At 47.6% G+C, this 16,087-nt stretch carries 13 protein-coding genes; 7 read left to right on the forward strand and 6 right to left on the reverse strand.

Features of this window, described 5'->3' with window-relative positions:
• Positions 1-24 precede the first annotated feature (24 nt).
• From PLU01S_RS21310 to PLU01S_RS21325, 4 genes are all read left to right on the forward strand, one after another.
• The gene (locus PLU01S_RS21310) at positions 25-1,110 is read left to right on the forward strand and encodes a hypothetical protein (RefSeq protein WP_084339937.1); all 1,086 of its coding nucleotides are present in this window, start codon (positions 25-27) and stop codon (positions 1,108-1,110) included.
• Positions 1,111-1,448: 338 nt separating this feature from the next.
• The gene (locus tag PLU01S_RS21315; protein ID WP_083397970.1) at positions 1,449-3,665 is read left to right on the forward strand and encodes a DNA topoisomerase; all 2,217 of its coding nucleotides are present in this window, start codon (positions 1,449-1,451) and stop codon (positions 3,663-3,665) included.
• Between the two features lie 53 nt (positions 3,666-3,718).
• Complete coding sequence (locus PLU01S_RS21320) at positions 3,719-4,381, forward strand: hypothetical protein (protein ID WP_019364746.1); 663 nt, start codon at positions 3,719-3,721, stop codon at positions 4,379-4,381.
• Positions 4,382-4,411: 30 nt separating this feature from the next.
• Positions 4,412-4,822 (forward strand): hypothetical protein, encoded by a 411-nt coding sequence (locus tag PLU01S_RS21325; RefSeq protein WP_074828741.1) that lies wholly within the window; start codon positions 4,412-4,414, stop codon positions 4,820-4,822.
• 1,046 nt (positions 4,823-5,868) lie between these two features.
• Here PLU01S_RS21325 and PLU01S_RS21330 read toward each other — a convergent pair.
• From PLU01S_RS21330 to PLU01S_RS21340, 3 genes are all read right to left on the reverse strand, one after another.
• On the reverse strand, positions 5,869-6,552 hold the full coding sequence (locus PLU01S_RS21330; protein ID WP_074828745.1) for a hypothetical protein: 684 nt from the start codon (positions 6,550-6,552) through the stop codon (positions 5,869-5,871).
• Between the two features lie 444 nt (positions 6,553-6,996).
• Positions 6,997-7,998 carry a ParB/RepB/Spo0J family partition protein gene (locus PLU01S_RS21335; protein ID WP_074828748.1) on the reverse strand — a complete coding sequence of 334 codons (1,002 nt, stop codon included), beginning with the start codon at positions 7,996-7,998 and terminating at the stop codon, positions 6,997-6,999.
• A complete protein-coding gene (locus PLU01S_RS21340; RefSeq protein WP_074828751.1) occupies positions 7,995-9,224 on the reverse strand; it encodes an AAA family ATPase in 1,230 nt (409 codons plus the stop codon). The genes PLU01S_RS21335 and PLU01S_RS21340 overlap by 4 nt, the downstream gene beginning before the upstream one ends.
• Before the next feature lie 235 nt (positions 9,225-9,459).
• On the opposite strand from PLU01S_RS21340, the gene PLU01S_RS21345 reads away from it, so the two are divergent.
• The 3 genes from PLU01S_RS21345 to PLU01S_RS21355 all read left to right on the forward strand — a co-directional run bounded on the left by PLU01S_RS21345 (position 9,460) and on the right by PLU01S_RS21355 (position 11,892).
• Complete coding sequence (locus tag PLU01S_RS21345; protein WP_074828752.1) at positions 9,460-10,263, forward strand: hypothetical protein; 804 nt, start codon at positions 9,460-9,462, stop codon at positions 10,261-10,263.
• Positions 10,264-10,383: 120 nt separating this feature from the next.
• Entirely contained in the window at positions 10,384-11,226 is an 843-nt protein-coding gene (locus PLU01S_RS21350) for a C40 family peptidase (protein WP_074828755.1), read from the forward strand.
• Between the two features lie 225 nt (positions 11,227-11,451).
• A complete protein-coding gene (locus PLU01S_RS21355; protein ID WP_019364739.1) occupies positions 11,452-11,892 on the forward strand; it encodes a hypothetical protein in 441 nt (146 codons plus the stop codon).
• A 76-nt stretch (positions 11,893-11,968) separates the two neighbouring features.
• Here the strand turns inward: PLU01S_RS21355 and PLU01S_RS21360 are convergent, their stop codons facing one another.
• From PLU01S_RS21360 to PLU01S_RS21370, 3 genes are read right to left on the reverse strand one after another with little or no spacing between them, the layout of a single operon-like run.
• Positions 11,969-14,161 (reverse strand): hypothetical protein, encoded by a 2,193-nt coding sequence (locus PLU01S_RS21360; protein WP_019364738.1) that lies wholly within the window; start codon positions 14,159-14,161, stop codon positions 11,969-11,971.
• On the reverse strand, positions 14,158-14,751 hold the full coding sequence (locus PLU01S_RS21365; protein WP_019364737.1) for a hypothetical protein: 594 nt from the start codon (positions 14,749-14,751) through the stop codon (positions 14,158-14,160). The genes PLU01S_RS21360 and PLU01S_RS21365 overlap by 4 nt, the downstream gene beginning before the upstream one ends.
• 9 nt (positions 14,752-14,760) lie before the next feature.
• The gene (locus PLU01S_RS21370; RefSeq protein WP_019364736.1) at positions 14,761-15,708 is read right to left on the reverse strand and encodes a hypothetical protein; all 948 of its coding nucleotides are present in this window, start codon (positions 15,706-15,708) and stop codon (positions 14,761-14,763) included.
• Positions 15,709-16,087 lie beyond the last annotated feature (379 nt).

The raw sequence follows: 16,087 nt of genomic DNA on the forward strand, positions 1-16,087 counted from the left end.
CCATTATTAATCATGGTGTCCGCCATGCGTAAGCCAGACGATCCTTCCGAGAGTTCATTTCAACCCAGCCCTGATAATTCAGGCACTACATCTCCAAGCTTTATGCTGTCAGACGACGACCTTAGCTTGAACTTGCTAGCTGATATGGAGAATCCGCCCAAAACTGAGCCTGGTCCTGTCATTGCGGATTTACAGTCGGTCACATCTAAATCACAGCAGGAAATCTCACCTGCTGAAGCAGTTGATCTTGTGATGCCCGATATGCAAGAAACCGCCGGAATTCAATTGCCATCTACGAGCGATCCCTCATCAGAACCTATGGCCCCCAGCCATGAGACTGGGAATGTGGTAGATATCAACCGTAGCAAGAAGCGTGAAGGCGCTCCTATTTCGGCGCGTATATCGGATCGACTTGTGCCTCAAGGACCAGAAAATATCCAAGCTACAGCTTCAGGCCTCTCGGACCTGTATATCCTTCCTAATGAACCATCCCACAGCAATGAAGCTATCTCAGCTACAGCTATGGGCCTTAGCGATAGCCCATCTGCTCATCCCCAGCGCAGCCAGGTCGAAGCGGCAGCTAGAGAACAGCAACTCAAAGCTAAACGCATCCAGGAACTGCTTGATATCAACTTCTGGCATAGCGCCCAATCGCGCCTGCTTCGCCCTGTCGAGAACGGTGGACTCCGTACTCATATCGATTCGTACCAGCACAGCGTAGCTTTTAGCGTCGCCAAGGCCGGGCTTGGAGGCTTCCTGCCAGGAAAGCTTGAGTTGAATCTGGCAACGAATCGTATTCAGGCCAATTTCCGAAAGATTTCAGCAGAAGAAGTTGCCAAGGCAATGATCGAGTGTGGCAAGGCTGCTGGCTGGACCACCATGAGCTTTGAAGGTAGCCGAGAATTCATTCAAATTGCTCATCAATTGGCCTCCAAAGAAGGAATCAATGTCGTTACACCTGACGAGCTTCGTCTCATGGCCAAGCAAAAGCAGACCATGGCGCACAATACTGTTCAGCAACAGCAGGTAGCCTCCCCTACTCCATCATCCGCTTCCAATGATCGATCCCTTGTTGAGGACCGTGACTTGCCTAGCCCCTTCTCCCGTTAGGTCAAGATATGAAAAGCCTAATCATATTGAGCTTTTTAACCTGCATGAGCGCCAGTACGTTCGCGGCATGCTCGGTACAAACAAAGCCCGAGCCTTTTGACGGACCTGACGGAAAGGGGGCTCAGATCATTTCGCAAAGCGGTGCTCATGGAGGACCAGGAGGTGGCAACGCATCACTAGGAGCAGCGGACGAAGCAAAAACAGAGCGACTTAAGGCCCAGATCTACAAAAACCTCAATGCAAATTCAACACTAGATCGCCTTGGCCCCTTTCTTTGGAAAGAATAGCTCTCTAGGCCTGATTTTTGCCTGACAATACGATAGGTGACTTCTGAAACAATGAAGTTATACTATCGTCATTGTTTTAGTAAATCTGAGGTCATGATGACCGGTTCGACCGTTGTATTGTGTGAAAAACCCTCTCAGGCCCAAGCTCATGCCCAACTGTTTGGTATTGCAGACAAGGGCAAAGGCTTTATAAAGGTTAAGAATGGGTGGATCTTTACGTGGTCCATCGGACACATGGTCGAGATGCTTACACCCGATAAACTAGACGCCAAGTGGGAAAAGGGTTGGAGCTTAGAGACCCTCCCTATCATCCCTTCTGTATGGCGAATGGGAGCGGCCCAGGGCAAAGCTGATCAGCTCAAGATCGTACTGGGCCTTCTCAAATCAGCTACTGAGATCATTATTGCGACTGACTGTGGTCGTGAAGGTGAGCTTATCGGCCGTGAGCTGATTGAGCTATCCGGCAATCGTAAACATACCCTGCGTCGGTTCTGGTGTTCATCCCTTGATGAAGTATCGTTACGTGCTGCCTGGAAAAGCCTGCGAGACGGACGGGAATTTGACACTATTTATCATGCCGCACTTCTCCGTCAACGGTTTGACTACATGTGGGGTATGACAAATAGCCGAGGAGCCACCCTGGTATATGCTCCACCGAATGTCATGTTTCCCATTGGGCGCGTCCAAACTCCAACCTTGTATTTGGTCGTGTTGCGCCATTTAGCTATTACAAACTTTGTTCCTCGCATTTTCTTTACCTTGCAAGCACAAGTCGATACGCCTGTGGGCTCTTTGACTATGAGCTTCGCTCCTAAGGGCGACGAACATCGCTTGTGGGAAAAGAGTAGAGCCGAGACCATTGCACATGCGGTACGCAATACACGAGGACAACTCTCTGTAGAGTCAACAGATCGCAAGCAGGCACCACCTAAATTCCCTTCGCTTTCTGATCTTCAGAAAGAAGCGAGTCGCCGCTGGAAATGGACGCTCGACCGGACTCTGGATACGTGTCAGGCCCTCTATGACAATGAGTACGTCTCATATCCTCGAACCAGCTGCAACTTTATGCCTGAAGAGCAGATGAGCGAGGTGCCCGGAATTCTGGCCGCATTACAAAGAAATGGCTGGGCCCCTCCCCTTTCGGTTACCGGTACGCATCAGCCGCTCTATCGTAGAGACAGGATCAAACCCCAGTCTGTCATCGAAGCGGATTATGACCACCACGCCATCCTACCAACTGCTACAGCGCCCAATGGCTTAACCGGGGATGAGCAGCTGCTTTACCAGCTCATCGTCCTGTATTACGTACGTAGTTTCGCCCCAGACTATGAGTACAATGAGGTCAACATAGCTCTTCCGGCCAGCGAAATACTCCTCACTGCATCAGGCACCACGCCCCTTAAGCAGGGCTTCAAAGCTTTAGAAGCCACAGCAGCCAGGCCTGATGAGGACGGTGATGAAGCGGACCAGCCAGGCGGCAATAACAAGCTGCCTCCCGTACTAGACGGTATGGCCGCTCTGGTTAGGGATGTTGATGTCGTCCAGGGGCAGACCAAAGCGCCAGCCTATTACACGGAAGGTACTTTGCTAGGCGATATGATTGGCATTCATAAGTATGTCCAGAACGCCGAGCACCGGGCTCGCCTTAAAGAAACCTCTGGTCTTGGGACAGAAGCTACAAGAGCGCCAACGATTAAAGAACACCGCGCTCGCGGGCTAATCGTTCAGAAGGATAAAAAGAAAGGAACCATCGACTGCTCGCCTAATGCACTGATGCTTATCCAGTCCATACCGCAGCACCTACGAGATCCTGGCCAGACTGCGATCTGGGAGGACTATATGGATCAAGTTCGTAGCGGCAAAATCAGCTTTGAATCGGCCATGGACGCTGCCACCAACATGATCAATAAGTGTGCAGTGTTTTTTCAAAGCCAAGGGCTCAATAAAGAGCGAGCGACTCACCAAACTCCAGTGCTCGAGCACAATGGTTACGCTGCTTCATGTCCAACCTGCTCAAAGCCTTTGTCTTTCCGCAAGAATGGCAAGTTTGGCCCTTATTGGGCATGCACTGATACACAGTGCAAGACCACTATGAAGGCGGCTCCCGACGGCAAGCCTGTGCCTAAGATCGAAGCAGCAAAAGGTGATCTGTGCCCTAAGTGCCAGAAGCATCACCTTGTATTGCGGAACGGTCCTAAAGGCCATTTCTGGTCATGCGGCGGATATCCGAAGTGCAAGCACACAGCCAACCTACCCAAAACAGCTTAAGCCGCTTGACGGCATGCTTTTGTATATACTAATGTAAAACGGAGTTTTGGAATATGGTCCAGCGCAGCCGAGACGTTATCGTCAATATTCTATGTGGTGCTCTTTCTGGCATGCGTCCTGCTACAGAAAAAGAGCGCGATCAATATCGGTTGAATACGCAGACTAATTTTGAGCTGCTAGTTGTAAGTAATGGTTCGGCTGTAGAGGGGTCCCATATCGCGAGACCAGGTTTAGCTGGCGACTTCGATTTCGAACGGACAAAGCTACATGCAGGACACTGGTTCGATATGAAAGGCCGAGATCTTGTAAAGGGCCAATCGTTGTCTGAAGTCTTCCCTGGCCGTCGCTTGACTGATCCGTTTGTAGCAAAAGCGGTGGATGTCCTGCGTATACATGCCCCTGCTTATGCAGAGAGGTTAATGTTGCACGGATCAGCGTTTCCCTCGATGGCGATAGACATGGCTTCCGACTATATCGACCGCGCGTGTTACGACGATCAAAGCCTAAGTCTAGAAGCTGCTAATTATATTCAGATGTTTCTAGTCGCTATGAGTGCAAGTGCGGAGTTGCCCATGGCTCGTGACGTCATAGTTTCACCTGATGACTATAAAGCCCTCCGGTCACAGCTGGATAGCGAATGGGCTAGCTATGAAACCTCAGCGTTGCAATCGCTGGTCGATGAGATTGATTATTCTGCCACTCCCCTACCTGGATAAGTAAGGGAGTATTTGAAGTAGGACGTAGTGATGATGAACCGAAAGACAGAGCGCCTAATAGACCAAATAGCATTCCAGACTCTTGCTGGCGCCTATGCGTTTTACTTCAATGAATATAACGATCATCGGCGAGCAATGCAGTCGACCTGCAAGATGGCAATTCGCGAAGGCTTTGTTCCAGCAGCATGCTGGGTCTCAACGGCCCAACTCGCAGCTGGGCGCCCTACTCACTCCGTTGCCTTTACCAAGGGCCAATCATCGGCCCTCAACATCGTCTTTATCGGTGGAGTCAGTATTCTTTCTGAGCTCGATGTCATCTATGACCACAGCCATAACATCCATGCCGGCTGGAAGCTCATAGATAGCGAAGCTGCTGAGCTCTATCACCAATGGGCTATGTTGGTCGAACCGCATGATGTTGCCTATCAGGTGGGCTCCTGATTAACAAGTAATCCGAAGCCCGGCCCTAAAACGTAAGCAGGTCCTTGGATAGCATACGGTGCCCAGGCGCCCTTTCAACTATCTACCAAGGTCTGGCTTGATTAGCGCAGGACAGTTCAGAGCGCCAATATTTGCTTCTACGTCTTCAGGCTCTTATTTCCGAGCTCTGCTGTATCAGTCAGCGCATAACTAGCCGAAACAATTATTTGTTCGTCATTATTACGCATAACAACACCTGACAACGCATAAGTCCGCATAGAAACTGTCTAGGTAATCTCTTTATAGGCGTACCCTAATAATTTCATCCGGCCCTTTGTGTATCGAAAATCCTTTCATCATTACCTTCTCACTTTCCCTCGGCTTGTGTGAGCTTTCACCAATGTCGTATGCATACGACATTCTTCTTATCTAAGGGAATACGGCTCCCTTCATGATCCTTGTCACTTACTCCATTCATAATGACGTATGCAGCGACAGCTTTCAGACGATTTAGTAATCAAAAAACATTAGGTGGAAAATGTTGTATGCATACGACATTTCAACACGTAAACCTGACGCAGCTTTAGAGAACAAGTAGCAGTGGTGATAACCATATCATTCCCCACCAAGCAGAATCAGAAATTCGGCTGCCGGTTTGAATGAGACGGGACGCGATCTACCTGGATCTATTGCAATGACACTGTCTTACCTAGCCTTTCGCTACTAACCCAGATGGGTGAAATGCTTGTGTATCCTTACAAAAAGGCCATAAAAGTTTAACGTTTATAACCGCATGGCGTGCCCGGAGCGCATGACGAATTAAGCCTGATCTCAACTATGTAAACCTTGGATGCAGAGCCATTTATGCTTAGAGCCACCGTTCATAGCTTATGAAGACCTGCTATGAACGGAAGGTTGAAACTTGAGGATGGCTACAAAGGGCATATAAGGGAGCGTGCAGCCACTTCAACTCAAGGCCCAGTTGGGCAGGTGGATATCGATTAACTCGCTTTTGTTCAAAGATTTGACCCTAAGCACCATCAGGTCTTCTAGGAGATAATTGTTAATTACAGTTTTGATGCATACTGGAAGAGCGCCATGTCCATAATCCGAGCTGTGGGGTATTGGAGTCTTAGACGTCCTGTTTCTAGGTAGATCGAGGGGGTGTTTAGCTCTCGAACCACGTCGGCTAATGCTGTCAATCCCTGTCCACTTGCGCAGGTTATGTAGCGGCGACGAGGAAAAAGATTTCGGCAAGCAGCAATATAAAAACGATCTAGTGCCGGGCATTCTCCCCAGATGCCCATTAGGATCTTTGTCTTGAGTGTAGGAGTCCACGAGACGTTAGATGCCAATAACCCCATAGAGCCGAGTACAGAGTCCAGAAGCTGCTGGTTGTAAGCCATTCTCGGAGCACCTGAAACAAAATCATCCAAAGAAAGTTCTAACAGTTCCGGGCCTTGTCCTTGGAAAATAAGCTTGGCCAAAGCCTTCATAAGATCTAGGTTGCTATTCTGCAAAAGACCAGATGAGCCGCGAAACATCCCCCAGTTAGCTAAGTAGAAGCCAATGTGTAGCGCTGTAGTCTCAACTTGATCCTCTGAGATGAGGTTAGCCCATTCAGTACGCGATTCATCCCAGATGTACTCGTACAGAAACTCCCATGCCTTGAGCCGCGGGTAATCGTTACCTGGCGATGGTTGAATGTTATCGTAATAGGCTTTCGCGTAACTATTGACGTCAAAAGTCATGGTCCCGATTCCTTGTAAGCCTTGAGCTGTATTAGTTACCGACATGGTGATTCTAGTAGCCTGGCCATTTGTAACAGTAGCCATAAAGCAAAGGAATAAATGTCGATAAAGCGCGTGCTTTACTACACGATGTTGTTAGGAATGCTACTCGGAAGCGGGTAGGCAACTATCACTGTATTTTGCGATGAATCGTAGCGTTGAGCTGTAACGGGGAGCCAGGGGACTATCAACTTTGGGAGGGGTAGTGCAGAGGTTGCGATCAACTTTGGGTGCCAGCATTTTATGAGTAGAGCGATGTTAGAGACAGACTCACGGCATAATGCGTCTACGCTCATCGAGAGAAATGTCGTATGCATACGACATGAAAAAATGCCCTAGGATCTCAATATTGTGCAAAAAAAAGGGCGGCTAGATAAGCCGCCCATGTTGAGACCAGGAGCTGGATTAAGATATTTTTCTTTTGGCTCCACCCATCACTAATACTTTGCTTAAACGCTCTGAGATTTCGCCAAGCGATACCTGTTCATAGTCTTTCGAGGCAAGAGTGATCTGGATACCTTTACGGGTACGACGTATCGTTCCTACTTTTATCCCATCCTTATCAGTGACATCAACAGCAGCTGCCTCGTCAGGCGCCGTGGGTTTCTCAGATGAATGAACAGCTCTTAATAGCGATTTATCTGTTAGTGCGCCGGTACGTATCTGAGGGGCTAACTCAATAATCGCTGCTTTATACCCTTCGGAGTTCTGCTCATCATTAAGGAGAGCAAGCATTGCTTTGACTGTTTGGATACTGACACGACTAAGAACGCCAATGGCTTTTGAGACATCGTCCGGAAGCCGGGTATAGGCCATGAGATTATTCAATGTCCCACGGGAGATTCCGAGTTCGTAGGCAAGAGCAGACTCATTTTTATACAGGCCTTTGGAAATAGCTTGGCTATAAGAGACAGCCTTAGCCCAGCTAGAAAGATTCTTTCGGCCGTTGTTCTCGCCATCCATTGCAGCAAATGCCGCTTTGTCATCCAGGTTTTTTACCAGGCATAGGAAAGGCTTATGAAGTTGCTTTGCAGCCCGCCAACGTCGCAGGCCATAAATCAATTCGTAATGTCCTTCCTTATCTGGATGTGGGCGGACTAGACCCGGAACGGCTTGCCCAGAGGCATCGATCATCTCAACCAATTCTTCAAAGTCACCCATCTCACCCTCTGGCCGGTCAGCAAATGGCCAGGGTTCGACAAGAGTTGGGTCAATCTCGAATACTTCACCTGTTTCAGGAAGGTTCTGCTGGGCGGGCTTGAATGAAGCGAGCAGAGGCTTGTTAGTTCCGGAGGCGTCAGGAAACGCACGAACTGGGGCTACACGTTTAGGAGCTGCCTTCTCAGCGGCAAGCTGCTGGGTAAACAGGCCAGCTACGCCAGGTGCACGAGTTGTCTTCTCAGTCATGCTGCTTCTCCTGAACCTTTGGATTGCTCTTCCCAGATAGTTTTGAGATCGGTGAGGATCTCGTTGTTGACTGCATCCATAATTTCCAGAGCGCGACGATGGCTGTCTCTAGTCGAGCGGGTAGGAACCTGATCATAAACGGAGGAGAGCTCCGCGCTTGCACGCTCTACAGCCGTGGTTAGGCTGGCGACATTTGCCATCACGTAATCCCCGTACATATTACGAATGCGTCTTTCGATCGAAACCGCACCTTGAGATTTAGGTCCAGGGTGCTTGGTTATTAACAACCGTAGATAGTCAAAGCCTTTTTCAGTGGCATCAAACAAGTCAGCCAGAGATGAACAGAGCATAACGAAGCTGGCGTAGTCATAACTTCCTGGCGGAATCGGAACGATAAGACCATTGGCTGCCATCATTGCATTCAACGACACGCTAGCTAGGTTGGGGCCGCAGTCTAGAAGAATGAGGTCGTAGTCTTCTCTGATGATCTCAAGAGCATTTCGTAGCCGGTATACAGGGTGCCCTAGCTGCTCGGTGTTATTCATCTCCGGGTTTGGAAGCTGAATATCTAGCTCTTGGAGGCTTAGATTAGAAGGAATGATGTGTATGCCAGGGAAATAGCTTTCAAATGTGCACCGTCTGATTGCCTGGGGATCATGGAGCAGGGCCTGGTTAATAATGTCATCCGACTTCAGATCTATATCGGGAATGAAGGGGCCAAGGTTGAAGCTACTGGATGCTTGTGGATCAAGGTCAACAACGAGAACGCGCAGACCTTCGATAGCTGCTTTCTGAGCAAGGTGAACTACGGAGGTGGTCTTGGCAACACCCCCTTTGAAGTTTGAAATCGCAAGGATCATGGCCTGCGAATTAGCTGGCCTTAAATAACGTGTCTTGAACATATCTCGGAAGCGGTTGATGTCGTGAAGCGTAAATGACCACTTACCACGCTCATCCTTCTCGATAGGCTTTACGGAGCTTTCTCCCTTTTCGAAAGCTTCAACAATTTCAGCCTCATAAGTTCGAATAGTGTTGGCTGATCTGCCAATCATGTCTGCAGCTTCAGCAAGGCCCCATGTTCTGGCTGTTTTGCGCTCCTGCGGCTTAATGACATCAGCGCGCATCGTGTCCAACTCGATATTTCCATTTTCAGAAAACCTTCTGAGTAAGGCTCCAGCTTTAGGTGCCCCTAGCGGAGGCTTAGGCTGATTGACGGCTGATTTCATTATGTTTCCCTAGTTTGAACGGTGAAATGGGTTATTTCACGAGATCATAGTGCAAACGTCGATTCATAGTCCAATTCTGAATTGGATTAATAGGCGTCGAGGGTGTCTCAACTGGGCAGGGGCAAAAAGAGCTTAAAAGGAAAATTACCGATAAAAGCTGTAAGTAGGCATCATTGTTTGATTATACGTTCTGGCGGGCGTATATTTAAACGGTAATGAGCCATGAGATCCGAGAATGCCTAAGCTAACAAAGCATGTCTTCATTGAAAAAACAGAAGATGGCCACAAACAGCAATTTGAGAGCGACATCTATGCCAGCACTGATGGAGAGTTCAGCTGCACCGTCCCAGATTATCTAGTACCAGCGTTGGTAGCTGTCGGAAAACGACATAAGAATCCAGGTCAGAGCCGCTGTACAAATAAGCTAAAGGTTAATCACCGAGCTTATGCGGCATCTAAGGCTGATCTCATTAGCTACGTGAACGAGGCCCACAAAGATTTTTATAAAGCAGAGGTAATTACTGACATTCTGATTTGCTACGACTGGTTTGCAGACGTTAATTACTTTGTTCGGCCAGATGGGACGATCTGCGAAAACGGTAATGCTCCAGGTGCTGGACACGGAAGCGGGGGAGGGTGGGCCGAGAGCAAGAAGCGTAACGCTTCATACATGGAGCACGGCCAGGTAAACCATTTCTCGGTAGGGGTATTCGCCGCTGTATATAAGCGTAAGTGTTTCCGCAGGCCTAGTGGAGAGACTATTAAATTCGAGCGAGTGTTCTCCGAGTCCGACATCGCTCCTGAAATGGAGTGGTCTCGGCGCCTGGTAGGCTTTTGTGGACTGAGCCAGCCAAGAGATCCAATGAATATGGCAAGTCTTCCCTTGAATGAAGGGGCGGCCCGCTTCTTTTTCGACAGCATGCTAGCCATGTGCGAAATTGGTAGACGATTCCAGTATTTCTTTAGTAATAAAGAGCGCGTTGAGGCAGCAATGAACGGGAACGGTATTTCCCTCTTGGATAAGCCTATAGTCGCCTAATTGATACTCTTGAACTTGGATGCATACCCTTTGGAAATCAAAGATAGTTTGCATCCGGGTGCTCCATGACTAAGTAGAACCCTCCCTTCAACTGTCTGCAGCGGGCAGGCATGGATTCATATGAGTAGTAGTATCCTCAATACAATTTTTGGTAAGCGCCGACACGTCATCACTGATTTTTTAAGCAAATGGGCCACTAAAAAATTAAGGCGAAACAAGTCCGCTATCGGCCATAACGATCATCTTAAGCGACCACTCCATTTTCATAAGTGTCTTGCTGATCGACGTCATTCAGGTGTGCTGTCACTCGACAATCCTCACCCAATATTTCTTACCGAGGCTGACCTTGCGCCTGCTGACGTTCTTTTTTGTCCTAATGATGAAGCGGATCTGATTAGAGCTGCAATTTCCTATGGCTCAGCCGGAGACTATGTACACACAGCCATTTACATAGGTAAAGGTTATGCGATCGAGGCAGCAAAAGGCGGAGTTGTTAAAGTGAAGCTTGATGACATTATCAAACGTTACCCCTATGTCGCTGTAGCTCGTTGTTTTGGTGCAAAGCCAGAAGGGGTGCCAGAGCTGGGGAAAAAGGTAGTTGATTTTTGCCTGCTACACGCTCAGGCCAAAACTCCATACAACGTCAAAGGTGCGCTGATGGCACCGCTGCTAGAGCTACAAGAACTAGAGCTTCAAAATCGGGCAAAACGGTGGTCAGTGCCCAACCACAGAAGTAGCCCAATAGAGTCTCTTTTTTGTTCGCAATTAGCAGTCGAAGCATTCATTAATGGAGGTTACATTCCTGAAGGCACAGTGAATTCGGCTAGCTACTCACCCACAAAACTGGCAGAGGACAGAATGTTTGGGTTGATAGGCTATTTTGGAGACCAGGCCTTGCGCAATCACATACGTGACAATGACTACTTCCTTACTGGGGGAATACCTCGCGCTTGCCCAGTGTAATGTTCTCTGGGGATTCCTCACAAAGCTGGATACTGACTGTGCTTTCGGAAGAGGGAAGGGGAGAGCCAGGCATAACTGAAGCAAGCAGTTCCTAGGCGCCTTGCTTCAGTCATTGAACACACTGGCCATGCAGCTGTAAATAGACTTTACACCGACACCTCGATATGCTTTTATATATACAAAGGTAAAGCAGTACGGCTAAGCCGGTAGAGGGAGATCCACCTGATGAAAAAGATACGCATAGCTAGTTTTGCGGCGATACCAGCTATAGCCATAGGTTTGATAATAAGCGGTTGTGGAAGCGAAAGGGGCGAGGTACAGCCTAAAGAAATAGACGCTAAAGCAACCGCTTACTTTAATACGAATGTAGCTCCATTACGGAATCTACCCGGAAGCATATATCACCTCCAGGTCAGGCATGATGACACCCCAGGCACTAATGTCTGTATAATTTCACTATTCATAGATGGCCAAGTTATCGATGGATATGCGCCTAATGCGGGTGTAAAACTTGCTGGAAATGTAGGAGCATGTCAGTTCGCTGGCTCCCATATAATCTATACGAAAGATAAAGGGTATGAAGTAAAGCCAGGAGATGTAACTCCGAAAGAAATGAAGTTGATGGCTGAACAACTTCCTCCTCATATGTTTAGAAAATACTATTAAGCAAAGTCATGGCTGTTAGCAATAAAATAAAAGGGCGCCTCTAAACGAGCGCCCTTTTTCTTTATGACCCAATTACTTATATTCCAGCGCTTCCCGGTTTTGGACTGGACGCAGAGTTATTACGTGTAAAAATACTTCTCATGACTGTGCTTACGCCCGTTGAAAGGGGCGCTTTTATAAGGCCTGCAATCTGCCCCATTGCACCTTGGGGAGTATTCTCGTAAGGACTCAGCCCTGGCTCGCTGAATGAAATCATGTTGAGTACGGTTCTTGGAAAGCTTGTAATGAGTTGAGCGCTTGTCATAGCAACAGACCAAAAGAGGACACAAGTGACTATGACCATAACTATTGCGCCAATCAGGTAGTTAGCTAAAGCATCAAAAGGCTGCCCATAGCCTCCCGTTAACATCATCCCCCACAACCCCCCCATCGTGACGTTGACAAGTGGAAGACCTACGCTAGTAAGCGTTACAGCTGCTGCAAGCCCTCCTACAGCCAGCGCAGGATAGAACCCAATGAAAACCAGTACGTTCCAGCCTTTTCCCGCCATCTGGCTAGTATGCTCTTCACCTTTGGGTGCGGCCTGAGCAGCGCCCCACAGAGTGACGCCAAAGAACGACGACATTACAAATGTTATCCAGCTGAATACGCCCATAAGACCATATATGGCATAGACGATAGGAAGTACATAGCCGATCATTGCACCTACGATTAAGAGGAGAACGCCTATATAAGTAAAGATCTTCGCCGAATCTTCTCCTTTGGAAGACACCATTGATACTATTTTCGCGACTGCTCCACCTGATAAAAACACCATTCCTGCACTAGCTATTTCACGGCCAAAGCTAGAAACGGTATAAAGATTTGCTTTAGCTGGATCTTTACTGAGGATATCGAATCCGAGCATTCCGTTTAAATCAGTAATCCCGCCCTGATCTTTATTCTGCTCTATCTTGTTTTGGACAAGCTTGGTTAGATCATCACCTGCTGTTAATTGAGAAAGATTACTAACCGGGTATAATTTGCCTGTACCAACTGATGCGTACGACTGAGCCCGAGAAAAGTCGTTGGCGGCACGCAATACAAATGTACCGCCCATCATCCAGCCCCATTGCTCAATCGCTTTGAAGTAATTTTCAGATTGTTTAAGATTGCTTGATGCAAGCTGATTCTTCACCACTGTTTGGACTGTATCTCTATACCAAGTAGATAAGTCTTGGATATATGCTTCACCTTGAGCATAAGTGGTAGAGACAGAACTAGAGGTGTTGTCATTTTTAACTGCTAGAACTCTCGCCATCGCATCAGTAACGATGCGCGTCCATGCAGCACGCTGCGCTTGAGATATGGCAACAGAAATCGCTATTGCGTTATTCCTGACAAGAGATATCTGCTCGCTTGAGCAAAACAAGTTTGCATTATTGAAGAACTGACATAACCAATTCTCAGATTGTCTTTCATAACTCGTAGTATTACTTAGTGATCCATCAGCCAACGTTCCTGTTGAGTCAACATACCCGACTGAAGTGGCCACTGCATCAGTAGGAGGTATTACAGGAATTTTAGTATGATTCAGAATTTCCGTGATAAATTCATCAGTGCTTGACGTTGGTCCATAATATCCAGATCTTACCGGATTCGGATATTCTTTACGCCATGCTCCCTCAATGAGCTTTTGGGCAAAATCAGAGGCTGATATGCCGCTAAGTTTGTCGTAAGGGTTCTTATTATAAAGATAACCTGCTGCAGAAATACCAAGAGCTTGCCAGTTCCTAAACATATCCTGTACAGCAGACTGTTGTACGTGGACATCGTATGTCGGATCTGCATACAGGTTATAAGTATGCATAAGTTTGAAACTTTGCATTTGGGCTGTATCTCCCCACTCGCTTCCTTGCTTTGCAATACTCGTGATTAGCGTATGGCCTGGAGTTAGGACAATATCGACACCTCCTGGACTTGCTATTGGTATTACTGGCGCGCAAAGAGTTAATGCAAACATCATACGCATCGGATAAAAGAAGGCCTCATTACTATCTCTAGATCCAAAGAAGTTGCCATTATTTCTTAGCCTAAAAATACCTAAGAAAATTGCCCAAGAGCCAAGCAACCCAAAACCCGCTAAGCCTACTGTCGTGAACTGACTCGCGAAAATGGTTAGTGGCGTTACTTGTGTACTCATGCTAGTTATATTAGCGTCAATTTCTCCACTACCAAAAACCCAAGTTCCAAAAATCCATATCAAGACGAGCTTTGATAAAGATGTCATTTGGAGGCCCCTTCAGTCTGTTCCTTCCGCAGTTTGTAGTTTTTAGGAAGCGTCTCAGGAACAAAGAGAGCGGGTCGCATGATCATGAGCCTTACAAAAGCCAAAATAGTGATAATCCGCTGCTCGCGCGCGGTATATAACCTATGCAGATTAGTTACGTGAATAATGAATAAGATATTCAATAAAAATAGATTTCGCGTTAAAGCCCATGCGTCACCCATGTGCATGATGACCATTGCGATCGATGCGGAAAAAGCGAAGAAGAGCACCACACTAAGCCAGTAGGCCATTTTGTAGCGGGCTCGAACAGATGACTCAGTAATGGCAGCAGTGCGCACGCACTCATCCCAGAATTGCTCTGGCGAGGTTTTAGCTAAGGTATTGTCAGCCTTCGCTTCTGTACGATTGAACCGTACAAGCGACACAAGATTATTGATCATCCACCATATTATGATGGCGGATGTCTTTGCCTCTCTAAACACTGCAACTGTTGGGGTTACCCCAGATACCCAGCCTAGCGTCCTAACAGCAACATGCCGCTTAGGCCGGGTCGCGTGGCCTTGCTCCGACGGTGAGGTTTGGTTCTTCATATTGCCTCCTTATTGACGGCCGGAGTTACTGAGCAGTTGAGAGATCTCACGCCGATGCTGTTCTTCACGCTGAGAAATTTGAATTGCGGCCAAGCGGTTGCTTTCTATCGTTTCTTTATACAAACGCAGTAGCAGCTGGTTGTTAAGCTGTTGCATAACCAGCGCGTCTCGGGAAACTCCTCCAGTTCCGGACATAGCATTGATTTCGTCGATAGTCGGGGAGGCGAAGAGCTTTTCGTAAGCCGTAAGCTCAGCGTCACGCTCTTCGCTGACAGAGGTGCCAATCACGTTCTCAACGGCGGACATTCGGAGGTTATAGGTATCGATCTCTCTCTTGAGAGTCTCGCCTATATCGGTGTTTTTGAAAGCTGCAGGAGGCTGTGGTAATGGCTTACGGCCGGTGGCCACGTCAGTGATAACCTTCACCTGGTCATCAGTGCAGGCCATGTTATTGCTTACATCCTTCTTTCCTACTGGCGGCAGAATGCGAACATCACACGTTGAGGTGATGTTCTTGAGTACTTGCTCATTTTTCTCACGAGTAAATTTTGCAGGCTCATGGGTAGCCTGAGCAGAGTTATAGTCGTTATAAGACGTCGACTGCCTGCTATAGGCTTTCTGTACGGTAGCCTTGCTGATTTTGGTAGGTAGCGTCTGCTCTTCCTGGCAGAAAGTCGAGGCCTGCTGATCCTTCTGATTCTGCTGATTATAGATGTCGATCTGGCCATTCATGATGGCTGTCGCAGCTCGCTTCGATGACTGCTCAACTTCTGTTCTTACTTCCTCAAGGCCACCGTCTATTGTCGTGTTGATGGTCTGCTGTTGCAGCAACTGAGCAATTGCTTGCTTAAGAATGGCCGAGAGGAGGGCAGAATCAGACGAGGCTTGCGCCGGCCCTGAGAACGAGAAGGGTAATACTGTGGCACAAGCCACGACTGCTATTTGCTTCAGGCGCATGATCTATCCTTCGATACTGCGAAAGGCTGTCAATACAATTGGAACTACAATAGTACATCATATTGTATATTTATTTTGTATTGTTTGCTCCGTTCCTTCGCAAGAGAACTGCCCTAAGTTTGCCCTCCTAAAGGCTAATCTTTACCCAATATGGCTCATCAGAAAGCATATTTGGCTCATCGAAATATTTAAGAAAAATGAGTCCTAGGAAAGCTCATAAGCATGTTTTGAACTTTGCATTTCGACGCTTTGACTGATTTGGACAGATGTCTTCCAAGACTGTGAATCAGACTGCAATGATTAGCAGAAGGTAAGGCTAATGGCTTTGGACATGCATTTATGCGGATGTTATAGTACCGTATATGCAAGATCATCTTTT

Source organism: Pseudomonas luteola NBRC 103146 (genome assembly GCF_002091675.1).
Lineage (GTDB): Bacteria > Pseudomonadota > Gammaproteobacteria > Pseudomonadales > Pseudomonadaceae > Chryseomonas > Chryseomonas luteola.